Here is a 22,076-nt window from a genome sequence, read left to right as displayed (position 1 = left end):
CAAGTACAAATATTGATAAATAAGCCAATAATTGTGCTGAATAGACTTGCTTTGTTAAGTTAGGAGTGAATAATTGATCTACCGTTATTTTTCAAAGGTCATAAAATGCCGTTAGGTCGTTTCCGATTCATTAAAACCATTATATTAAGTAGTCTATTAGCCTGCACCTCTGCATTTGCTAGTGATGACAATCAGCAACGTAAAACTTTTTTTGAAGCTGAAAATCAAGTTTGGAACGCTAGCTCTGCGACCTATCAAAATTTATATCAACAATTACATTATTACCCATTACAACCGTACTTAGATCAGAAAAGGTTAATGACTAAAATGAACTTGTCGTCAGCGACTGAGATCAGTAAGTTCTTAACAAAATATGAAGGTACGCCACTTGATTGGCCGTTACGAAAAAAATGGTTAGCATATTTAGCTAAACGGAAGGAAGCGGTACTTTTTCAAACCTTTTTTAAGCCAACAAGTAATGTAGAACTAACGTGTCAGCATTATAGATTTGAATTAGAAACTGGTGTTACGCCAACAAGGGTTTTGCCTAAAGTGAGTGCGCTATGGTTGGTGGGTAAGTCACAACCCAAAGTGTGTGACCCATTATTTAAAAAATGGCAACAAGCAGGCTACCGTACTGATGATCTTATCTGGCAACGAATAGTGTTAGCTGCCGACGGCGGAAAGCATAGTTTGATCCCTTATTTGACTAAACTATTACCTGAGCAAGAACAAAACTTAGCAAAAATTTGGCATAAAGTACGCCGTGATCCAGCATATATTAGCAAATTGTCTCGTTTCAGTAATAAAACTGAGCGTGAGGCAGAAATAGTGGCTTATGGTTTGAAGCGCTTAATATGGCGAGCACCTGAAAAAGCTTTAGATACTTATGCTTTAGCCAAAACATTACTGCCTTTTACTGAAGAGCAGCAGCAACAAATTACCTTAAAATTTGCACTATCTTTAGCAAGTAAAAACCATGCACAAGCGGCTAATTGGTTAGCGCAAGTTGATGAAAAGTTATTTAGTAGTAACCTAACACAGTGGTATATAACCGACGCATTGCGTGATCAAAATTGGCAGCACATAAAAGACAAGCTTTTAACATTGCCACTAACAGCACAACAGAGTTTACAGTGGCGATATTGGTATGGCAGAAGCTTGTTAGCCACAGATGACTTAGTACAAGGAACTAAACTATTAAATGAATTGGCTCAAAGTCGTCATTATTATGGTTTTCTAGCGGCTAGCTACTTAAATAAACCTGTTAACTTTCAAAATATACCGCTAGTAATAACTACCGAAGAAAAAGCCTTAGTAACTCAAAGTCCTGAAGCTAAAAGGGCGTTAGAGTTGTTTGCTATCGGGCGATATCATCATGCTCGATTAGAATGGAATTATTGGCTGTCTAAGTTAAATAAACGCGATAAGTTAGTTGCTTCGAAAGTTGCGACTGAAATGCAATGGTATGATCGCGCCATATTTACTTTGGCGAAAGTGGGCTATTTAAATGATGTTAATTTACGTTTTCCATTGGGCTTTGAAACTGAAATTAAACACTATGCAGGCAATCAAAAAATTAACCCTGCATGGGCGTTTGCAATTACCAGACGTGAGAGTTCGTTTATGTCTGATGCTAATTCTCCTGCTGGCGCTAAAGGTTTAATGCAAATAATGCCGGCAACAGCCAAGCAACTTGCTCGTAAAAAGGTTTCAAACCAGTACTTATTCAAAGCGAAGAATAATATAAAATTAGGCACGAAATATTTACGGAATTTACTCGACCGACATCATGGCAATCAGGTGCTTGCCACAGCCGCATATAATGCTGGACCGCATAGGGTAAAAAGTTGGTTAAAAGATGCCAAACCTTTACCTGCAGACGTTTGGATAGAAACAATCCCTTTTAAAGAGACCCGAGAATACGTTAAAAGTGTTTTAGCTTATCAGCAAATTTATCAGGATAAAGTAGGGCAGAAAGGGTCCTTGTTTGACCAAATTATCGCCATGAACATTAACGAGTAGCAATTGTGCTAAGCATTATAATATAGCGCTAAACACGTTATAATTAATATCAAAGCAATTTAGAGAGTTACCAGATGAATAAACTAGCAAACCAATACCCAGCACACGTTGCTGAGTTACAAAAACGTACTAAAGCCGTATTAACAAGAGAAAACCTTGAAGGCTTAGTTATTCATTCTGGCCAAGAAATTAAAGCCTTCTTAGACGATAACAGTTACCCATTTCGTGTTAACCCACACTTTAAAGCTTGGTTACCTTTGGTTGATGTTGCTAATTGTTGGTTAGTGGTAAATGGCAACGATAAACCGACCCTGATATATTATCAACCAGTTGATTTTTGGCATAAAGTTATTGGTTTAGCAGATAATTATTGGAATGAATTTTTTGATATTAAAATTTTAGCTAAAGCCAGTGAAGTTGATAAATTACTGCCATACGATAAAAAATCTTTCGCCTATATTGGCGCGCATATTGAAGTAGCTAAAGCGTTAGGGTTTGAGCATATTAACCCTGAACCATTAATTAATTACTTACACTTTCATCGTGCATACAAAACCTCATATGAGCAAGAATGCATGCGCCGCTCAAGTGCTATTGCAGTAAAAGGGCATAAAGCAGCAAAAGCGGCCTTTTTTGATGGTGCCTCAGAGTACGATATTCAGCACGCTTACTTAAAAGCTACTCAACATGTAGAAAGCGAAACACCTTATGGCAATATTGTAGCGTTAAATGAAAATACCTCAATCTTGCATTACACCGCTTTAGATCGCGGTGTACCTCAAGCACATCGTTCATTTTTATTAGATGCTGGCGCTAATTTTCATGGTTATGCTTCTGACATTACCCGTACATATTCATTTAAACGCGATCGCTTTGCTGAGCTAATTGCTCGCATGGATACTTTAATGTTAAATGCTGTTGATGCTTTAAAGCCAGGATTGAGCTATGTTGATTTGCATATTGCTACCTATCGTGAAATTGGTAAGGTTTTAAAAGAGTTTAACTATATTAATGTTGATGCGGATACCGCGGTTGAAACTGGTATTATATCGACTTTTTTCCCGCATGGTTTAGGACATCATTTAGGTTTACAAGTACACGATGTAGGTGGGTTTATGGCAGATGAGCGCGGTACACATGTTAATGCCCCAGACCCTCACGGCTTTTTACGTACCTCGCGTGTAATAGAAAGTAACCAAGTATTTACCGTAGAACCAGGGCTATATTTTATTGACTCACTGCTCGGCGACTTAAAAGACTCGGTGCACGGTAAAATGGTGAACTGGCAAGAGGTTGATGCAATGAGGCCTTATGGCGGTATCAGAATAGAAGACAATATAATTGTGCATCAATCGCATAATGAAAATATGACCCGAGATCTTGACTTAAATTAAGCGAATATTTGGGTGTCTAAACCATACACAATAGCGGCTGAAGAAATTATTGATGAAACAATAGTCACGCGCAGTCGCTTTATTTGCTACCTTCAGCCATGCACAAGTAGTGCACAAGCAAAGGCTTTTATTAAAAGCTTACAAGCTCTGCACCCGCAAGCAAATCATCATTGCTATGCCTTTATTGCTGGTCGGCCAAACGATAGCCAACTATACGGCTTTTCAGATGACGGAGAGCCTTCTGGTACCGCAGGTAAACCCATGCTTACCATGTTAATGGGAAGTAATGTAGGTGAGGTTTGCGCTGTTGTTGTGCGCTATTTTGGTGGTACAAAACTCGGACCTGGCGGTCTTCAGCGTGCTTATGGCGGAAGTGTTAAGCAAGCTTTAGCGCTTTTACCGACAAAATTGAAAATTCCTATGGTACGTAAAACACTAGCGTGTCAATATACCCAAGTGAATGATGTACTGTATTTTATTGAGCAAATTGGTGGTGAAATAATCCAGCAAGACTACAATGAAAATATCGTTCTTACGCTTGCAATACCAGAACAAAAAATTGAGCTATTTCAGCAGCAATTGCAAACCCTGTCTGCTGGGCAGCTACTACTGAAATCCATAACCAAAAAGCAATAATAAAATACTGTGCAATTTAAAAATATCATCCGTATATTAGGATTACTAGTCGCTTTATTGAGCGTAACTATGCTGCCGCCCGCTTTTATTTCTCTGGTGTATCGAGACGGTGGTGGTGTTTCATTTTTAATGTCTTTTGTTTTTTGTTTAGTTGCAGGATTACTTTCATGGTATCCGTATCGTGCTGAAAAAAGTGACTTAAGAGCACGAGAAGGCTTTTTAATTGTTGTGCTCTTTTGGACTGTATTAGCAAGCTTTTCAGCCGTACCATTAATGTTATTAGATGAACCCAACCTGTCGGTTGCCGACGCATTTTTTGAGTCTTTTTCTGGATTAACCACCACAGGTGCAACCATTTTAACGCAAATTGATGGTTTGCCACATGCCGTGCTTTGGTATCGTCAACAATTGCAGTGGTTAGGCGGTATGGGGATTATCGTATTAGCGGTCGCTATTTTACCTATGTTAGGTATTGGTGGTATGCAGCTATATCGTGCTGAGACGCCGGGCCCGGTAAAAGATTCCAAAATGACCCCGCGTATTGCCGACACAGCAAAGCATTTATGGCTTATTTATGTGTCGTTAACAACGGCATGTGCATTAAGTTATTGGGCTGCGGGGATGAGTTTTTTTGATGCTATTTGTCACTCGTTTTCAACGATTGCCATAGGTGGATTTTCTACCCATGATTTAAGTATTGGCTATTATAACAGCCCATTAATTAACTTTATTTGTGTGTTTTTCTTGTTAGTTGCTGGGGTTAATTTTGCATTACATTTTGCAGTAGTTAATAGTCGCTCGCTACGCAGTTACTTCTACGACTCCGAATTTAAAGCCTTTTTGAGTATTCAACTCGTGTTGGTTCTTATCTGTTTTTTGGTGCTAGCAAGTTTTAATATTTACCAGTCAGGTTTCGAAAACTTTGAGCAAGCACTTTTTCATGCAGTATCAATTAGTACCACCGCTGGATTTTCAGGTACTTCTGCGGGTGAAGCAACATTTTCCAACTGGCCAACATTACTACCGATTTTATTAATATTTTCGAGCTTTATTGGTGGTTGTGCTGGTAGTACCGGTGGCGGAATGAAAGTTATTCGAGTGGTACTGCTTTATTTACAAGGTGTTCGAGAGTTAAATAAGTTAGTGCACCCTAAGGCTGTTTTTACTATCAAACTGGGTAAAAAGGCTTTACCTAATCGAGTAGTTGAAGCTATTTGGGGCTTCTTTTCGGCATATGCCGCTGTGTTTGTAATTTGTATGTTATTACTTTTAGCCGCAGGTATGGATGAATATTCAGCGTTTACTGCAGTGGCAGCATGCTTAAATAACTTAGGCCCAGGTTTGGGACAGGTTGCGGCTAATTTTGCTGAGATCACGGACTTTAGTAAATGGGTATTGATTGTTGCTATGTTGTTCGGACGCTTAGAGATATTTACCTTGCTGGTATTATTCACACCAGCATTTTGGCGAACTTAATTTAGCCTTTATGATGTTAGACCTTTTAGCCTATGAGGTGTAATTAGAAAAAAGTTATAGCATCAAGTTGGAATAAAGCTTCTACATCACTGATATAACGTTTATTCACTAAGAATAACACCACATGATCTTCAGCTTGAATCTTAGTGTCAGAATGAGCAATTAGCACTTCTTCATCGCGTACAATTGCGCCTATGGTTGTTCCTGGTGGTAATTTTATTTGTTGAATAGTTTTACCGATAACCTTAGAGGAGTTTTCGTCACCTTTAGCGACTATTTCAATCGCTTCAGCCGCACCGCCACGTAAACTATAAACATTATCAATGTTACCACGACGTACATGAGTCAATAATGCTGAAATGGTAGCATGTTGAGGAGAAACAGCGATATCAATATTGCTACCGTGTACCAAGTCGATATAAGCACTTCGTTGAATTAGTACCATGGCTTTACGTACACCTAAACGTTTAGCTAATAACGAAGACATGATATTAGCCTCGTCATCGTTTGTTACGGCAATAAATACGTCAAATTGATCAATATGTTCTTCCATTAGCAGTTCTTGATCAGACGAATCACCAGTAAAAACCAGTGTGTCGTTTAATTCAGATGCTAAATAAGCGGCACGTTTAGCGGAATGCTCAATTAATTTTACTTGATGATTTTTTTCTAATAAGCGGGCTAAACCTGAACCTATATTACCACCGCCGGCGATCATAATTTTTTTATACGGTGCTTCTAATTTTTGCAGTTCGTTCATCACCGCACGAATATGTATTGAGGCGGCAATAAAAAATACTTCATCGTCGGCTTCAATAACCGTAGTGCCTAATGGGCGGATAGGTTTACCATTTCGATAGATCGCGGCAACCCGGGTATCAATATTGGGAATATGCTCACGTAACGTTGAAAGGGCATGCCCTACCAGTAAACCACCATAATAAGCCTTCACAGCAACTAAACTTACTTTGCCATTAGCAAACTCTAATACTTGTAATGCGCCAGGGTAATCTATTAAGCGAGCAATATCGCGGGTAACTAGCTGCTCTGGTGCTATAACATGGTCAACAGGAATGTTTTTATTTTGAAAAAGCTCTTCTTGGTACTTAAGTATTTTACTTGATCGAATACGCGCTATTTTATTGGCGGTATTAAAAAGGGAATAACAAATCTGACAAGCAATCATATTAATTGCATCGTCATTGGTTACGGCAACAACTAATTCAGCATCTTCTGCGCCAGCTTGTTTTAATATATCAGGATGAGAACCATGACCAACAACAACGCGTAAATCCATTTTGTCTTGTAACTCACGCAAGGTTTCGCTGTTGGTATCGATAAGCGTAATATCGTTTTTTTCACCAACAAGGTTTTCTGCTAATGTTCCACCAACTTGTCCAGCACCAATAATTATAATTTTCATTTAAGATTGCTTTTATGGTTGTTTTTTAACTAATTTAGCGTAATAGAAACCGTCCATCGCATTATTATTGGTCAAAATTTGCCAACCTATATCGTTCGCGTTGTCGGTAATTGCAATATGTTCTGCATCAGGATTTAAATCAATAAAACGCTGAACTTGCTGACTATTTTCTTCAGGCAATATACTACATGTTGCATATAGCAAAGTACCACCGGGTTTTAGTAAAGACCATATGTTTTTTAATATATCTTGCTGTAAGTCAGTTAACACGGTTATATCTTGGCTTTTGCGTAACCATTTAATATCAGGGTGGCGACGAATTACACCAGTGGCAGAACAAGGTGCATCTAGCAATATTCGGTCAAACAGTTGCCCATCCCACCATTTTTCAGGAGAAGCAGCATCACCTGCAATAACATCAGCCTGTAAGTTTAAGCGTTGAAGATTTTCATGCACGCGCAGTAACCGAGTAGCTTCAATATCCAATGCTGTCATGGCTTTAATTTTTGGACTGTATTCTAGAATATGACAAGTTTTTCCACCAGGAGCCGCGCAGCAATCTAAAACGTTATCGTTAGGCTGACAGTCAAGTAAGTGAGCTGCTTGTTGAGCTGCGCCATCTTGAATTGATACCCAACCTAGTTGAAACCCAGGGAGTTTGTTTACGTCTACAGCTTCTACTAATCGAATAGCTGATGATTTTTCATCAATATAGGCATGTTTAATATCGGTGTCAGCTAATAACAGCAAGTACTGCTCAAGACTATGATGTAAGGTATTTACCCGCAACCACATAGGTGGTCTTTCCATATTGGCGTTAAGAATATCTTGCCAACTCTCAGGGTAGCTCAGTTGTAACTTTTTTATAAACCAAGACGGATGGTTAAATGCAACGGCCGCAGGTAGTTTACTAGTATCGGGTTGAATGTTTTGCTCGAGTAGCTGTTTTTGCTGGCGTTGAAAATTTCTTAATATACCGTTGATAACCCCTTTTAAGTGCTCACACTTTAAAGGCTTACAGGCTGAAACTGTTTCGTTAAAAGCAGCGTGATCAGGTATGCGGGTATATTTTATTTGGTAAATGCCGACCAATAATAAAAAGTGTCCAACCCGTTGTTTGCCCGTGAGTGGTTTTTTAATAAAGTCACGAACGTCATGTTCAAGTTCTGGTAAATGCCTTAATACGCCATAACAAAGCTCTTGCAATAGGCCTTTGTCTTTAATATCTATTTTTGCAATTTGTTGAGGTAGCTCGTCAGATAAACTTCTTCCTTTATCAACAACAGCAAAGGTACAACGTGCAGCGAGGGCTCTCAGATTAGCGGCCATAATTAAGTTAGCTCTTGTTGAGGGGGAGTTGGGCCATTGATTGATTGGCCTTTAGTAAACCACTCAGCTTTGCCATTGAGTATATCGGCTACGGCTAAGGCTTTTTTACCTGGTAATTGCAAAGTTTCAAGCCTAAGGGCACTGTTATGGGTTGCAACCACAATACCTTGCTTATCCACGCTAATAATAGTGCCAGGGGCTTGCTTATGTTCAAGCGCTACAACACTTGCTTGCAATACCCTAATACGGTGTTCGGTGCCGTTTTCATTAAAAGTAAACTGTGCAACAGGCCACGGAATGTAAGCTCTTATTTTGCGATCAAGTACAAGTGCAGGTTGCTGCCAATTTAACTCAGCATCTGCTTTATCGAGTTTAGCTGCATGTGTAGCCAATGTATTGTCTTGAGGTTCGCGCTTATATTCACCTGAAGCCATTAATGTTAGCGTTTCTAATAACGCTGTTGGACCAAGAGCTGCTAATTTAGTGTATAAACTGGCACTAGTATCATTTGAAGTAATGTCACAAGTAGCGGTTAATATCATATCACCAGTATCTAGGCCTTTATCCATTTGCATTATGGTAACACCTGTTATGGCGTCGCCAGCTTCTAATGCGCGCTGAATAGGCGCTGCACCGCGCCACTTTGGTAGAATAGAACCATGAACATTAATACAACCTAACCTTGGGGTTTCTAAAATTACTGTTGGCAGAAGTAAACCATAAGCAACCACAACCATTACATCAGCTTGATAAGCCGTTACGTTTAATTGTGACTCTAAAGATTTAAAGTTTTCAGGCTGCTGAACAGGAATATCATTTTCTAACGCTAATAACTTGGTAGCACAAGCAGTGAGCTTTTTACCCCGCCCAGCAGGTTTATCTGGTGGACAATAAACCGCAACGACATTATGTTGCGATTGAATAAGTGCTGCGAGGTGCTGCGCAGCAAAATCGGGTGTGCCAGCAAAAATAATATTTAATGGTTGTGTTAAGTCGTTGGACAAAGGTGTTTCCAAAATGCAATTGAGTAAAATTGTTGTACGTTTGAAAAAGCTTAAGCGTTTGCTTTATCTAAGCGTGCTTCTTTTTCTAGCTTTTTCTTGATACGTTGGCGTTTTAGTGGTGATAAATAATCAACAAATAAAATACCATCTAAATGATCTAGCTCATGCTGAATGCATATCGCTAAAAGTTCTTCTCCATCTAAAGAAAACTCTTTACCATTTTCATCAAGGGCGGTCACGGTAACGTCAACACTGCGGTCAACTTTTGCATAGCAGCCCGGTACCGATAAACAACCTTCTTCATTAATAAGTGTGTTTTCACTTTTACGCGTGATGACAGGGTTTATTAACACATAAGGGTGCTCTTTGTTTTCAGAAACATCGATAACGACAATTCTTTGGTGAATATCAACTTGAGTTGCTGCTAAACCTACACCATTCTCATCATACATGGTTTCAAACATGTTACTGATAATAGTGCGAATTTCATCATTAACTTCAGTTACGGGTTGTGCTTTGGTTCTTAATCTCTCATCAGGAAATCGTAATACAGGTAAAATAGCCATAATTTATCAAAAGAGTTCGCGAAATTTCGCATAGAGTGTTATGTTTCAATTTTAGCCATTAATTATAATTAATCATAGTGGTTTAGGATAAAACCTAGAATAATAGGCAGATTAACATGCTAATAAGAATATTTTCGTTGATACTTGGTTTAACTTTGTCAGTTTCTATACTGGCTGATGAGCTAACCATTAAGTCAGATGCTCCTAAATCTTATATTGTTAAGAAAGGAGATACTCTTTGGGATATATCAGGTGTATTTCTCAAACAACCGTGGTTGTGGCCTAAATTATGGCGGCTGAACCCAGAAATAAATAACCCACACTTAATTTATCCTGGTGATGAATTACGACTCGTTTTTGACGAAAATGGCCAACCTATGTTGGTTAAAGGTAAGCCTGAACTTAAATGGTCGCCTAAAATTCGTAAACAGTTAAAAGATCAAAATCCAGTGAGTACTTTGCCATTGCATGCCATTGCACCGTACATTCGCTACGATAGTGTAAAAAGTTTAGCTGAATTAGAAGCGCTACCTTACATTATTGGTAGTGACGAAGGCTACAAGTCGAGCATTGACGGTTTTAAAGTTTATATTAATAGTGATCTAACCATTGGTCAAAGCTATGGTATTTATAATAAAGGTGATGCCATTGTTGACCCTGAAACTAATGAAAACCTTGGTTATAACATCCAACTCGTTGGTACAGGTAAAGCAACACAAACAGGAGATATGAGCAAAAAGCAACCTAGCACCATTTATATTGATGGCGCAACGCGTGAAATTCGCTCTGGTGCTTTTGTTATTCCGGTAAATAAAGATCAGCAGTTTCCTTCTATTTTTACCATGCGTGCAGCGCCTGAAGAGTTAAGCGGGTTGATTGTTAGTTCATTAGCTAAATTGCGTGAATTTGCAAAGTTTGATGTGGTAATGATTAATAAAGGTCAAAGCCAAAATTTACAAGTTGGTGATGTACTTACAGTTAAACGAAAAAGTCCTGCGGTAGTCGAAACAGACAATGGTCCACAATATACTAAAGATACTTCACGCTGGAATAAGTTATCTAGCAATAATCTTTCAGATTACGATATGCCGGCGGAAGCAATAGGGCAGGTAATGGTATTTAGAGTTTACGATAAGGTCAGTATGGCATTAATACTTAATTCTGAAACGCCTCTTCGTGTGCTTGATGGAGTTACCGCGCCGTAACCTATAAGTTGGCCCCTCTTAAGGAGAAGAAGGTGGCAAGTAACAATAACAACAATGAAACATTGGCGTTAACAACAGCACATTACTGGTTAGCGGTGAAAGCAATTCCACGGCTAGCCAGTCATAAAAAAATTGCTTTAGTTGAAAAATATGGTTTAACGGCTTTATTTTCATCATCAGTCGATTTAACCCTTTCTGGTTTAACTAGCCGCCAACAACTTGCCGTGTCATCACCTGACTGGCAAGCGTTCTCAAAAATAATTACTGACACTGAGCTATGTCAAAGTCAAATATTGACCTTTGACTCACCAGCATACCCGAAATTGTTAAAAGAAATTTATGATCCCCCTGTAGTACTGTTCATTCGAGGGAATGCCGACTTATTGTTATTACCTAAAATGGCTATTGTTGGTAGCCGCAATGCTACCGCTTCAGGACGTGAAATAGCCAACAAATTAGCAAACGAACTAACTGCCCAGTTTGTGGTTACTAGTGGTATGGCATTAGGTATTGACGCACAAGCCCATTTAGGTGCTATGCAAAATCAAGGTTTTACGATTGCCGTAGTTGCAACCGGTTTAGACTTAATCTATCCGGCTCGACATAAAGCATTACAAAAAAATATTCTTGAAAATAAAGGCTTAATTATTAGTGAGTTTGCTCCCGGCGTTGCACCTAAAGCGGGGCACTTTCCTAAAAGAAATCGCTTAATTAGCGGATTAAGTTTAGGGGTTATTGTGGTTGAAGCTTCAATGAAGAGCGGTTCTTTGATCTCAGCACGTTGTGCGTTAGAACAAGGACGAGAGGTATTTGCTGTGCCAAGCTCGATTTATAACTTGCAGGCTAAAGGTTGTCATTGGTTAATTAAACAAGGCGCTAAACTTGTTGAAGGTATTGCCGATATAGTAGAAGAGTTTGAAGATATAGTAGAAGAGTTTGAAGATATTGCGTCAAACGGTCTAAACTTAAGTAGAAACAAAGAGAAAGATACTTCGATAGAAAAAAGTAAAGAACAAGACTTGTGTAACGATTCAATGTTAGCTAGTGTGGGATATGAAATTACACCGGTAGATGTAGTAGTTTCACGCAGTAAACTACCTATAGATGTAGTGCTAACTCGTTTAACAGTACTTGAACTTAGGGGGCTGGTATCTGCTGTACCAGGAGGTTACCTTAAATTAAATAGGGGCTAGTTATGTTTGATATCTTGATGTATCTTTTTGAAAATTATATTCATAGTGAAGCTGATGTCATGGTAGACCATGAATTACTGACTGATGAATTAACACGTGCTGGTTTTCACCAAGATGAAATTTATAAAGCACTTGCTTGGCTAGAAAAATTGGCTGCCTTGCAAGACACTGAGGCTTATCCTTATTTAACACGAGTGGGAAATAAATCAATTAGGATTTATACCTCACAAGAAAACCAAGTTTTAGATGTAGAGTGTCGCGGCTTCTTAATGTTTTTAGAGCAGGTAAATTTATTAGATTTTACCACGCGCGAAATGGTGATTGATCGTGTAATGGAGTTAGATACTCAGTTCTTTAGTATTGATGATTTAAAGTGGGTAGTGTTGATGGTGCTATTTAATGTGCCGGGAAAAGAAAACGCCTACTCTCAAATGGAAGACCTTATTTTTGATGAACAAGAAGGTCCATTGCATTAAGTGATTTTTTGCTGGCGCTATTTGTTGGAAAATTACGCTACAGTTAACACCTTAATATATGACATAATAGTCTTCTAATTTTTTAGGTGTCTATTATGTCTAATCCCGAAAAACCATTATTTTCACGTCATGAACATGCCTTAGAAAAAGCCCATGAAACTTGTCCTGACTGCGGCGCTAAACTGGTTATAAAACACAGTAAATCAGGTTCGTTTTTTGGCTGTGTTACTTACCCTGTTTGTCAGCATACACGTGCGGTTGTCGAACATGAGCGAGTAGAAGATAAAGTATTAGTTGGTAGCGAATGCCCGGAATGCGGCAGTGAACTTGCGGTTAAGCAAGGGCGATACGGTATGTTTATTGGCTGTACAAATTACCCTGATTGCCATCATATTGTTGCGCAAGATAACAATGAACTTGAACAACAAAATGTTACCTGCCCACAATGTAAAAAAGGTAATTTACAATCAAAAGTCAGTCGCTTTGGTAAAACATTCTATTCATGTGATCATTATCCAAAATGTAAATATGTGGTTAATCATGAACCCGTTGTTGGTGAATGTGAAAAGTGTGGCTTTGGTTTGTTATTGAAGAGGCAAATGTCAGCAGGAGAAAAACTACAATGTGCGTCTAAACCTTGTAGTCATTTTCAGAAAAACGTAATCGTTTGATAATAAAAAACCAGCAATTTGCTGGTTTTTTATTATGTGACTTTATAGCGCTTTAATTTACTTTATTTTGATAAGCCGCAACATAAGGTTTCAGCTCATCAAATGCGGCTTCAGGCAAAATATCGGCTAATGACATTAATCGTGCTGCTAACTGTTGCTCAGAGTTACCTGAAACATTAATATGGCCCATTTTTCTGCCAACACGCTTACTTTTGCCATACCAATGTAAAGTAGTACTCGCAATATTTAATATAGCATTAGGTACTTCATCTTCACCGAGTATGTTGATCATTGCCGAGGGGCGAACTAGCTCAGTACTACCAAGTGGTAAGTCACAAACCGCGCGTAAATGGTTTTCAAACTGGCACGTATCAGCGCCTTGTTGAGTCCAATGTCCTGAATTATGTACTCTAGGTGCAATTTCATTTACTAGTAATTGCTCGCCTATTTGAAAAAACTCTATTGCAAGCACACCGATATAATCTAACTCATTGGCGATACTATCAAAAACCTTCTTAGCTTGTGCTTGCAAGGTTTCATCAATTTGAGTAGCAATTGACACACTTAAAACACCTTGAGTGTGATGGTTTTCAGTTAACGGATAAACAAGGGTGTTCCCTTGGCTATCACGAGCACCAACCAAAGAAACTTCACGATCAAAAGGCACCATTTGTTCAGCCACTACCGCGTGTTTAACGCCTTGCTCTGCACCATCAAAAAAAGCTTTAATATCGAGCCAAATACTGTCTGCATTCGACTTGTCTTTTAAGCGCCATTGGCCTTTACCGTCATAACCTGCCAAAGCACTTTTTAAAATTAACGGAAAAGATAAATTATCTAACGCTTGGTCAAAGTCTGCTTTGGTTTCGATAATTTGATGTTTAGCATTGGCAACATTACATTTTATCAGTAAGTTTTTTTCTAAACGTCTATCGCCACCCACTTTAATTGCTTGGCTTGAAGGACGTAATTTTCCAGACGCTTGACAGATAGCCAAAGTTTGGTGATCAATATGTTCAAATTCAGCGGTTATAAAGTCTGCGAACTCAATACCTTGTGCTAAATCACCAAAAATTATGTTGGTTGAAAGCGGATCAACAACATTACCTGAACCCACATCAAAAGCACGTATATTGATATTTAAAGGCTTTACAGCTAAGGCCATCATACGTGCGAGTTGTCCGGCACCTAATACTAAAACATTCATTGAACTGGCCTTATTCAGCAGGGTTTGGGTTATCAAGAATTGTTTGTGTTTGCTCAGTTCTAAATTTTTCAACTGCTGCTTGTACTGTTGAGTCAAAGGTTCCAATAATTTGAGCAGCTAATAAACCAGCGTTAGCGGCACCCGCAGTACCAATAGCTAATGTTCCAACGGCAATACCTTTAGGCATTTGTACAATTGAAAGTAATGAGTCTTGGCCACTTAATGCTTTCGATTGAACAGGCACACCTAATACTGGCAAGCTAGTATAAGCTGCTGTCATACCTGGTAAATGTGCAGCGCCACCAGCGCCACCTATAATCACGGTAATGCCTCTATCTCTAGCGCTTTCAGCGTATTCCGCTAATAAATGTGGTGTTCTGTGTGCTGAAACAACTTTTGTTTCGTAAGGAACATTAAATAAATCTAACATTTGCGCAGCATGCTGCATGGTTGGCCAGTCTGATTTTGAACCCATAATAATTCCAACTTTCATGTGCGATATGCCTTTTGATTATGTAATTAGAGGCCTAACGTTATAACGAGCAAATTGGCGTTAACATTAGGTGAAATTTCAGCGCAGATTATACCGTGTTTATAAATTTTCTGAAACGAGAAATCGATTCTGAATATACTATAAAACTCTTCATGCTAAATAAATTAAAATTACTTCCCTTGTTCTAGGCATTTACTGCACTGTTGATCTTAACTGACTACATGCATCTGAAAAGAGTTAGATATAGACCAAAGGATAATTCATTATTTTAATTTTCAGCGTATGATAATTTTATTTAGCAGCCCTAAGTATAACTAAATGGAGTCAAGCAAAGCTGTATTCCACGCTTTGAAAAATAATGATTATCTGTCTCCGCCATAAGTAAAGAGGAAAGTCATGAGTAATATTTACAACCAAGGTTTAGATAAAGTCGCAGCAAACAGTCAGCCATTAACACCAATTAATTTTTTAAATAGAACAGCTGATGTTTATCCGGACAAAGTAGCGATTATTCATGGGAAGAAAAAATTTACTTATCAACAGTATCGTAAAAATGTTCGTAGATTAGCATCAAGCTTAATTAAAATGGGTGTTAAGCCGGGGCAAACTGTGAGCATTTTGGCGGCAAATATACCTGAGTTTCTTGATGCCCATTTTGCGGTACCGCAAATAGGCGCGGTACTGAATGCTATCAACATTCGTTTAGATGCAAAAAATATTGCTTTTATTTTAGATCATGGTGAATGTGATGTGCTGTTAACAGATACCGCTTTTTCGTGTGTAGTTAAAGAAGCATTAGCACTTTCAACACGCAGTCCACTCGTTATAGATATTGATGATCTAGAAGGGCCTAGCGGTGAAAGACTGGGAGCTATGGACTATCAAGAACTACTAGCACAAGGCGATGAAAACTTTTCACAATCTTTTGTGCATGATGAGTGGCAAGCATTAGCATTAAATTATACTTCTGGCACTACAGGTAATCCTAAAGGCGTGGTTTATTCGCATCGTGGCGCTTATCTTAATGCCGTAGGCCATAACTTTATTTGGCCAACCAATAACAAAACAAACTATCTTTGGACCTTGCCAATGTTTCACTGTAATGGCTGGTGTTTTCCGTGGACGATAGTGGCTGTTGGCGGCACGCAAATTTGCCTAAGACAAGTGGAAGTAGGTGCGATAGTCAACGCGATGATCGATCATAATGTTAGTCACTTTTGTGGCGCACCGATTGTACTCAATATGATTTTAAATGCTGACAAAAGCCTGCTAGAAAAATTACCCAAAAATATTAAAGCGATGACGGCTGGCGCACCACCACCTGCAGCGGTAATTAAAGGTATTGAGAGTCTTGGAATTGAAATCACCCAAAGTTATGGTTTAACAGAAGTTTATGGTCCATGCGTGGTTAGCGAATGGAAAGACGAATGGAACGACAAAAGTGATGATGAACGAGCAGCATTAAAAGCGCGTCAAGGTGTACGTTATCCCACACAAGAAGATGTCGACGTACTCGATCCAAACACCATGAAGCCCGTACCTGCTGATGGGGAAACCATGGGTGAAATTATGTTTCGTGGTAATACCACCATGAAAGGCTATTTAAAAAATTCAACGACAACGGAAGAAGCATTTGCCCAAGGTTGGTTTCATTCCGGTGATTTAGCGGTTAAGCATTCTGATGGTTATATTGAAATTCGTGATCGCTCTAAAGATATTATTATCTCAGGCGGTGAAAATATTTCATCGGTCGAAATAGAAGGCGTACTCTATATGCACCCAGCTATTTTAGAAGCCGCTGTAGTCGCGAAAAAAGATGAGAAGTGGGGCGAAACTCCTTGTGCTTTTGTCGGCTTAAAACCAGGTAAAACATTATCAGAGGAGGAGGTTATACAGCATTGTCGTAACCATATGGCAAGTTTTAAAGTACCCAAAACTATCGTTTTTAGTGACTTACCCAAAACATCGACAGGTAAAGTGCAAAAGTTTGTTTTACGTCAGAAAGTAAAAGCTTTATCTGAGGCTTAAGCTAACAACAAACTGACAATTGAGCTGCATAACGGTAAACGTTTTATTAGCGTATACCGTTTTTTTATTTCTAAGCATGTAGTTTATGTCTAAAGAACGTATAATCCTCGTTAATTAATTTTTACTTTATTTACAGAATAAAACCAATGGCTACAGCATTAGAAACATTTCAACAGGGTGGGGTTTTAGCTTATCCAACCGAGTCTGTATTTGGATTAGGTTGTGATCCGGATAATAGCGAAGCAATTGATAAACTATTGTCGCTTAAATCACGCTCAGCAGATAAAGGCTTGATTCTGCTTGCTGGTAACTATTCACAGCTTTTACCTTATATTGACGATGACCAAATACCACAAGATAAACGTTTTGCTGTGCTGTCTCGTTGGCCTGACGGTATTACGCAGTTAGTGGCTAAAAATATCAATACCTCTGCTTTATTAACTGGTGGCTTTGATAAGATTGCAGTGCGTGTAACTAGCCAACCAGACGTTGTAGCGCTTTGTTTAGCTACGAACAAACCTATTGTTTCAACCAGTGCTAACTTAAGCGGACAATCTCCTGCTAAAACCTGGCAAGAGATCCCTCATGATCTTGCTGTTAAAATTGATTTTATTATTAAAGGTAAAACCTTAGGCTATGAAAAGCCTTCTACTATTATAGATGCATTATCTGGAGAAGTTATTCGCTCATGAGCATTATAAATATTAATGTTGTAATTGAATTTTTAAAATCCTTGCAAGACCAAATATGTGCTTCTTTAGAAGCAGCTGATGGTAGCGGTAAGTTTGTTGAAGATAACTGGGTACGTGAAGAAGGCGGCGGTGGTAGAACGCGTGTGCTAACCAATGGTTCGGTAATTGAGCAAGGTGGCGTAAATTTTTCTGTGGTTTCTGGAGATAAACTACCACCATCTGCAACCGCACATCGCCCAGAGTTAGCCGGTCGAAAATGGCAAGCTTGTGGTGTTTCATTAGTTATTCATCCCAAAAATCCTTTTATTCCAACATCACACGCAAATGTAAGGTTTTTTATTGCTGAAAAAGAAGGCGAAGCGCCCGTTTGGTGGTTTGGTGGCGGTTTTGATCTCACGCCCTTTTATCCATTTAAAGAAGATGTGGTGCATTGGCATCAAACGGCAAAAAACATCTGTGACCCCTTTGGTGATGATGTTTACCCTAAATATAAAAAATGGTGCGATGAATACTTCTACTTAAAACATCGCAATGAAACCCGTGGTGTAGGTGGGTTATTTTTTGATGACCTGAACAAGTGGGACTTTACTCAATGCTTTGATTTCATGAAGGCCATCGGTGCTGGGTTCATTGATGCTTATGTACCTTTGATCGAAAAACGCAAAGACACACCTTACGATGAAAACAATCGTCAATTTCAGCTTTATCGACGTGGCCGTTATGTTGAATTTAATTTAGTTTTCGATCGCGGAACACTATTTGGATTACAATCAGGTGGCAGAACCGAATCAATTTTAATGTCAATGCCACCGTTGGCGCGTTGGGAATATAATTTTCAGGCTGATCCCGATAGTCCTGAAGCGGCATTACTACCTTACTTAGTGCCACAAGACTGGCTTAATTAAAGTTAATCATTTTATGTAAAGCCCAAATAGTAAAATTGCTGTTTGGGCTTTAATTTTAGACTATTAAGCTATTGTTCAGTTAAAAAACAATCGCTTTTATAACAGGTTTTCAACAAACCTTGTGCCAGATCAATTTATCAAATATCGTCCCGTCGTAAAATTACCTTATTGAACAAATAGTTTATTTCATATTTACAAAAGGTAATGCTTTCATGAAAACTTCAATTATTAAGGGATTAATTTTCTCTGCTATAACGCTTTCTCCCCTCGCCCTAGCAAACCAAGCTGGTGACATCATAATTCGTGGTGGTGCAACACTGGTTAACCCAGATAATGGGCAATCAAGTATTATGTTAGGCGGGGCTGATTCAACTATGACCTTAACAAATGGTGACGACACCCAACTTGGTCTTAACTTTGTTTATTTTTTCGATAAAAATTGGGCCGTTGAATTACTAGCGGCAACACCTTTTGAGCATGACATTACCATTCAAGATAAAAACGCAGTGCTTGGCGTTGACGGCGCAAACTTAGGCCAAATAAAGCATTTACCTCCAACATTGAGTGCGCTCTATTATTTTGATACTAACTCAGCGTTTAAACCGTATGCAGGTCTTGGCTTAAATTACACGGTATTCTTTGATGAAGAATTTTCAGCAGGACCTGAGTCACTAGGATTAAGCAACTTAGCGTTGGATGACTCATTTGGTTTATCAGTTCAAATTGGCGCGGATTATCAATTAGATGAAAAGTGGTCATTAAATGCTTCTATTCGCTATATTGATATTAATACTGAGGCAACATTTGATGTCGCTGGCAACAGTATCGGTAAAGCTAATATAGATATTGACCCTATGGTTTACTCGTTAATGTTAGGTTATAAATTCTAAACTAAGCGAAATTGATATAAAAAGCAGTAATAGTGTTACTGCTTTTATGTTTCTATCTTTTCATAACTGCGTTAATCTTAGGTTAAACACTTATGCTATAAAAAAGCTAGAAACCTCATGGATCAATATCGTGTATTTGGCAATCCTATTGCCCAATCTAAATCTCCCTTCATACATCAAAGTTTTGCCGCGCAATCTCAGTGCTTATTAAATTATCAAAGTGAATTAGTCGAATTAGGACAATTTGAAAAAGCGGTAAATAATCTTATTGCGAATAATGGTAAAGGCGCTAATGTAACTGCACCATTCAAAGAGCAAGCATTTGCAATGTGTGATGAACTTAGCGAGAAAGCCAAACTGGCTGGCGCGGTTAATACCTTAATTTTTACCCAAGGGATTATCTATGGAGACACCACCGATGGTATAGGCCTAGTAAGTGATTTGCTCCGACATCAAGTTATCTTGCAAGATAGCCATATTTTATTGTTAGGTGCCGGTGGAGCAGCAAAAGGAGTAGTACAAGCATTATTAGATAAAGCACCAAAATCATTAACAATTGCCAATAGAACCTTAAGCAAAGCCGAGGCAATCGCTGAGCAATACCCAAACAAGCCAATTAAAGCGGTGACGTTTTCTGATACCGAACACTCGCAGTTTGATATTATTATCAATGCGACTTCTGCCGGTTTATCTGGCGATAGCCTACCCATATCAAATAATACCATTGAAAACGCCAATACATGTTACGACATGGTATACGGTAAAAAGCCGACCGCATTTCTGCAACAAGCCCGTTTACTTGGTGTTGAACATGTTATCGATGGATTAGGCATGTTAGTAGGGCAGGCGGCAGCAAGTTTTCAATTATGGACCGATATTAACCCTGAAGTAGAACCTATACTTAAATCATTAAGAGAACAATTAGTGTAACGCTAAAGAAAGAGAAGTAATCACATGAACCAAGCTATTATATTTAATGATGACTTACAGTTTAACAAAGCGCATGACGCTTGGTCTTTTACTGGGCAATTGTCAGGACAAAGAATCACGATATATTTTCATTCAATGCAGCTAAAGCAGTTAACCGAGATAAATAACTGTACTAAATATGATTTAGAAGAACTTACCGAACTCTGGCTCGAGGAGAATGAGCCAGAAGATGATGAAATTCATATTGAAATGAAATAACTATAATGGCTAACTAAGCACCTGCTAGATACTCAGCCTTTAATTCAACATAATTAATGGCAGACTGTTTCAAAAAGTTAGCTTCACTTATTTTTAGTTCTTTTACCTGTTTAACTGGGTTACCTACATATAAGTATCCACTCTTTAAAGTTTTGTTTGGTGGTACTAAGCTGCCAGCGCCGATAAAAACATCACTCTCAACAATTGCACCGTCCATAATAATAGCGCCCATGCCAACAAGAATACGATCACCTAAAGTGCAACCATGTAACATACATTTATGGCCTACAGTAACATCATCACCTATAACTAAGGGATTACCTGTAGGATTTCCTTCACTTTTGCGAGTGACATGCAAAACTGTACCATCTTGAATGTTAGTTCTAACACCAATAGTTATTTTATTAACATCACCTCTCGCTGCAACCAAAGGCCAAACACTCGTATCTGAACCTAAAGTAATGTCTCCAACAAGAACAGCAGACTGATCTACGTAAACAGCTTTACCTAATGAAGGCGAAATACCACGATAGCTTCGAAAATTATTATTCATATATAAAAGACTTTCTTATGACTGATTAAGATATATTAGCAAAACAAGTCACGAAATAGCGATATTCATCTAAATAGTTTTATTCGTGTAAATATAAATAACAACAATGCCTATGTAATAACGGTTAAAGTCGTGTAATTAATCAACGTATTGCGCGTTAAAAACTCAACTGCAGTAAGGCTTGTACAAATAAAAAGCAAACAAACATCTTTTTGCAATTTAATTGCATTTAACTGTTGACGTGGGGCGAGAAACCTCTAAAATGCGCTCCACTTCTTCGGGACAAGTCGAAGAGGTTGTTTTAATGAGTTATCTAGCGCGGTTTAGGCTAAATTAGTTAACTTAACGTTTTAAAGGTTCGTTTTGAAAGTTTTAAAAACTTTTAAAATAAATTCAAATAAAACGTTGACATTGAAACAGAGTTGCGTAGAATGCGCATCTCGCTTCAGGCAAGGCCTGCAGCAGCAAGTTAAACACGAATGAGATGTTTAATTGTTAACTCTTAGAGTTAACGTTCTTTAACAATTAGTTATCATGCAATTTGTGTGGACACTCACATTAACGTTGATTTTACATAGTTACCTTCGGGTAACAAAAAACAGCTTAATATGATGTCACACAAAATAAGTATCATTTAGGTCTTCGGATTTAAATAATACGTTTTATGTAGTTACTTAGTTCCTAGTCGGGATTAAGTAACACGACAGAATTCATTGAGCAGA

21 protein-coding genes are annotated in these 22,076 nt (G+C 38.4%); 14 read left to right on the top strand and 7 right to left on the bottom strand.

Going from position 1 to position 22,076, the window contains the following annotated elements:
- The first annotated feature begins 105 nt into the window (after window positions 1-105).
- The 4 genes from B6A32_RS17960 to B6A32_RS17945 all read left to right on the top strand — a co-directional run bounded on the left by B6A32_RS17960 (window position 106) and on the right by B6A32_RS17945 (window position 5,531).
- Complete coding sequence (locus tag B6A32_RS17960; RefSeq protein ID WP_085306300.1) at window positions 106-2,025, top strand: transglycosylase SLT domain-containing protein; 1,920 nt, start codon at window positions 106-108, stop codon at window positions 2,023-2,025.
- Window positions 2,026-2,099: 74 nt separating this feature from the next.
- On the top strand, window positions 2,100-3,419 hold the full coding sequence (gene pepQ, locus B6A32_RS17955) for a Xaa-Pro dipeptidase (RefSeq protein WP_085306299.1): 1,320 nt from the start codon (window positions 2,100-2,102) through the stop codon (window positions 3,417-3,419).
- 12 nt (window positions 3,420-3,431) lie between these two features.
- The gene (locus B6A32_RS17950; protein WP_085306298.1) at window positions 3,432-4,055 is read left to right on the top strand and encodes a YigZ family protein; all 624 of its coding nucleotides are present in this window, start codon (window positions 3,432-3,434) and stop codon (window positions 4,053-4,055) included.
- A 9-nt stretch (window positions 4,056-4,064) separates the two neighbouring features.
- Window positions 4,065-5,531: a TrkH family potassium uptake protein gene (locus B6A32_RS17945; RefSeq protein ID WP_085306297.1), complete on the top strand. Its 1,467-nt coding sequence runs from the start codon at window positions 4,065-4,067 to the stop codon at window positions 5,529-5,531.
- A gap of 43 nt (window positions 5,532-5,574) precedes the next feature.
- Here B6A32_RS17945 and trkA read toward each other — a convergent pair whose 3' ends face one another.
- From trkA to def, 4 genes are read right to left on the bottom strand one after another with little or no spacing between them, the layout of a single operon-like run.
- The gene (gene trkA, locus B6A32_RS17940) at window positions 5,575-6,954 is read right to left on the bottom strand and encodes a Trk system potassium transporter TrkA (RefSeq protein ID WP_085306296.1); all 1,380 of its coding nucleotides are present in this window, start codon (window positions 6,952-6,954) and stop codon (window positions 5,575-5,577) included.
- A gap of 12 nt (window positions 6,955-6,966) precedes the next feature.
- Window positions 6,967-8,283, bottom strand: coding sequence for a 16S rRNA (cytosine(967)-C(5))-methyltransferase RsmB (gene rsmB / locus B6A32_RS17935; protein ID WP_085306295.1), 1,317 nt, complete (start codon window positions 8,281-8,283; stop codon window positions 6,967-6,969).
- 2 nt (window positions 8,284-8,285) lie between these two features.
- A complete protein-coding gene (gene fmt / locus B6A32_RS17930) occupies window positions 8,286-9,287 on the bottom strand; it encodes a methionyl-tRNA formyltransferase (RefSeq protein WP_085306294.1) in 1,002 nt (333 codons plus the stop codon).
- Window positions 9,288-9,337: 50 nt separating this feature from the next.
- On the bottom strand, window positions 9,338-9,853 hold the full coding sequence (def, locus tag B6A32_RS17925; protein ID WP_085306293.1) for a peptide deformylase: 516 nt from the start codon (window positions 9,851-9,853) through the stop codon (window positions 9,338-9,340).
- A 116-nt stretch (window positions 9,854-9,969) separates the two neighbouring features.
- Between def and B6A32_RS17920 the strand changes: the two genes are divergently transcribed.
- From B6A32_RS17920 to B6A32_RS17905, 4 genes are all read left to right on the top strand, one after another.
- Entirely contained in the window at window positions 9,970-11,058 is a 1,089-nt protein-coding gene (locus tag B6A32_RS17920) for a LysM peptidoglycan-binding domain-containing protein (RefSeq protein WP_085306292.1), read from the top strand.
- A gap of 32 nt (window positions 11,059-11,090) precedes the next feature.
- Window positions 11,091-12,251, top strand: coding sequence for a DNA-processing protein DprA (gene dprA, locus B6A32_RS17915; RefSeq protein ID WP_233131468.1), 1,161 nt, complete (start codon window positions 11,091-11,093; stop codon window positions 12,249-12,251).
- A gap of 2 nt (window positions 12,252-12,253) precedes the next feature.
- A complete protein-coding gene (locus tag B6A32_RS17910; RefSeq protein ID WP_085306291.1) occupies window positions 12,254-12,727 on the top strand; it encodes a DUF494 family protein in 474 nt (157 codons plus the stop codon).
- A gap of 95 nt (window positions 12,728-12,822) precedes the next feature.
- Window positions 12,823-13,398: a DNA topoisomerase family protein gene (locus tag B6A32_RS17905; protein ID WP_085306290.1), complete on the top strand. Its 576-nt coding sequence runs from the start codon at window positions 12,823-12,825 to the stop codon at window positions 13,396-13,398.
- Window positions 13,399-13,450: 52 nt separating this feature from the next.
- On the opposite strand, the gene B6A32_RS17900 is transcribed toward B6A32_RS17905, so the two are convergent.
- Complete coding sequence (locus B6A32_RS17900) at window positions 13,451-14,605, bottom strand: 5-(carboxyamino)imidazole ribonucleotide synthase (RefSeq protein ID WP_085306289.1); 1,155 nt, start codon at window positions 14,603-14,605, stop codon at window positions 13,451-13,453.
- 10 nt (window positions 14,606-14,615) lie between these two features.
- On the bottom strand, window positions 14,616-15,098 hold the full coding sequence (gene purE / locus B6A32_RS17895) for a 5-(carboxyamino)imidazole ribonucleotide mutase (RefSeq protein WP_085306288.1): 483 nt from the start codon (window positions 15,096-15,098) through the stop codon (window positions 14,616-14,618).
- Between the two features lie 396 nt (window positions 15,099-15,494).
- Between purE and B6A32_RS17890 the strand changes: the two genes are divergently transcribed.
- From B6A32_RS17890 to B6A32_RS17865, 6 genes are all read left to right on the top strand, one after another.
- Window positions 15,495-17,126 carry an acyl-CoA synthetase gene (locus B6A32_RS17890; RefSeq protein WP_085306287.1) on the top strand — a complete coding sequence of 544 codons (1,632 nt, stop codon included), beginning with the start codon at window positions 15,495-15,497 and terminating at the stop codon, window positions 17,124-17,126.
- Window positions 17,127-17,272: 146 nt separating this feature from the next.
- Entirely contained in the window at window positions 17,273-17,818 is a 546-nt protein-coding gene (locus B6A32_RS17885; protein ID WP_085306286.1) for a Sua5/YciO/YrdC/YwlC family protein, read from the top strand.
- Window positions 17,815-18,723, top strand: coding sequence for an oxygen-dependent coproporphyrinogen oxidase (gene hemF / locus B6A32_RS17880; protein WP_085306285.1), 909 nt, complete (start codon window positions 17,815-17,817; stop codon window positions 18,721-18,723). Before B6A32_RS17885 ends, hemF begins: the two co-directional genes overlap by 4 nt.
- A 212-nt stretch (window positions 18,724-18,935) precedes the next feature.
- Window positions 18,936-19,613, top strand: coding sequence for an OmpW/AlkL family protein (locus B6A32_RS17875; protein ID WP_085306284.1), 678 nt, complete (start codon window positions 18,936-18,938; stop codon window positions 19,611-19,613).
- A 117-nt stretch (window positions 19,614-19,730) separates the two neighbouring features.
- Entirely contained in the window at window positions 19,731-20,543 is an 813-nt protein-coding gene (aroE, locus tag B6A32_RS17870; RefSeq protein ID WP_085306283.1) for a shikimate dehydrogenase, read from the top strand.
- A gap of 24 nt (window positions 20,544-20,567) precedes the next feature.
- Entirely contained in the window at window positions 20,568-20,801 is a 234-nt protein-coding gene (locus B6A32_RS17865) for a hypothetical protein (RefSeq protein ID WP_085306282.1), read from the top strand.
- A gap of 13 nt (window positions 20,802-20,814) precedes the next feature.
- On the opposite strand, the gene B6A32_RS17860 is transcribed toward B6A32_RS17865, so the two are convergent.
- Window positions 20,815-21,354, bottom strand: coding sequence for a gamma carbonic anhydrase family protein (locus tag B6A32_RS17860; protein WP_085306281.1), 540 nt, complete (start codon window positions 21,352-21,354; stop codon window positions 20,815-20,817).
- Window positions 21,355-22,076: the final 722 nt, after the last annotated feature.

Source organism: Colwellia polaris (assembly GCF_002104515.1).
In the GTDB taxonomy this organism is placed as follows: Bacteria; Pseudomonadota; Gammaproteobacteria; order Enterobacterales; family Alteromonadaceae; genus Cognaticolwellia; species Cognaticolwellia polaris.
This window is presented reverse-complemented; position numbering and strand designations above follow the sequence as displayed.

Coding starts and splice junctions, on each gene's coding strand:
- B6A32_RS17960 (WP_085306300.1), top strand. CDS start 106: ATGCCGTTAGGTCGTTTCCGATTCATTAAAACCATTATATTAAGTAGT.
- pepQ (WP_085306299.1), top strand. CDS start 2,100: ATGAATAAACTAGCAAACCAATACCCAGCACACGTTGCTGAGTTACAA.
- trkA (WP_085306296.1), bottom strand. CDS start 6,954: ATGAAAATTATAATTATTGGTGCTGGACAAGTTGGTGGAACATTAGCA.
- rsmB (WP_085306295.1), bottom strand. CDS start 8,283: ATGGCCGCTAATCTGAGAGCCCTCGCTGCACGTTGTACCTTTGCTGTT.
- def (WP_085306293.1), bottom strand. CDS start 9,853: ATGGCTATTTTACCTGTATTACGATTTCCTGATGAGAGATTAAGAACC.
- B6A32_RS17920 (WP_085306292.1), top strand. CDS start 9,970: ATGCTAATAAGAATATTTTCGTTGATACTTGGTTTAACTTTGTCAGTT.
- B6A32_RS17910 (WP_085306291.1), top strand. CDS start 12,254: ATGTTTGATATCTTGATGTATCTTTTTGAAAATTATATTCATAGTGAA.
- B6A32_RS17905 (WP_085306290.1), top strand. CDS start 12,823: ATGTCTAATCCCGAAAAACCATTATTTTCACGTCATGAACATGCCTTA.
- B6A32_RS17900 (WP_085306289.1), bottom strand. CDS start 14,605: ATGAATGTTTTAGTATTAGGTGCCGGACAACTCGCACGTATGATGGCC.
- purE (WP_085306288.1), bottom strand. CDS start 15,098: ATGAAAGTTGGAATTATTATGGGTTCAAAATCAGACTGGCCAACCATG.
- B6A32_RS17890 (WP_085306287.1), top strand. CDS start 15,495: ATGAGTAATATTTACAACCAAGGTTTAGATAAAGTCGCAGCAAACAGT.
- B6A32_RS17885 (WP_085306286.1), top strand. CDS start 17,273: ATGGCTACAGCATTAGAAACATTTCAACAGGGTGGGGTTTTAGCTTAT.
- hemF (WP_085306285.1), top strand. CDS start 17,815: ATGAGCATTATAAATATTAATGTTGTAATTGAATTTTTAAAATCCTTG.
- B6A32_RS17875 (WP_085306284.1), top strand. CDS start 18,936: ATGAAAACTTCAATTATTAAGGGATTAATTTTCTCTGCTATAACGCTT.
- aroE (WP_085306283.1), top strand. CDS start 19,731: ATGGATCAATATCGTGTATTTGGCAATCCTATTGCCCAATCTAAATCT.
- B6A32_RS17865 (WP_085306282.1), top strand. CDS start 20,568: ATGAACCAAGCTATTATATTTAATGATGACTTACAGTTTAACAAAGCG.
- B6A32_RS17860 (WP_085306281.1), bottom strand. CDS start 21,354: ATGAATAATAATTTTCGAAGCTATCGTGGTATTTCGCCTTCATTAGGT.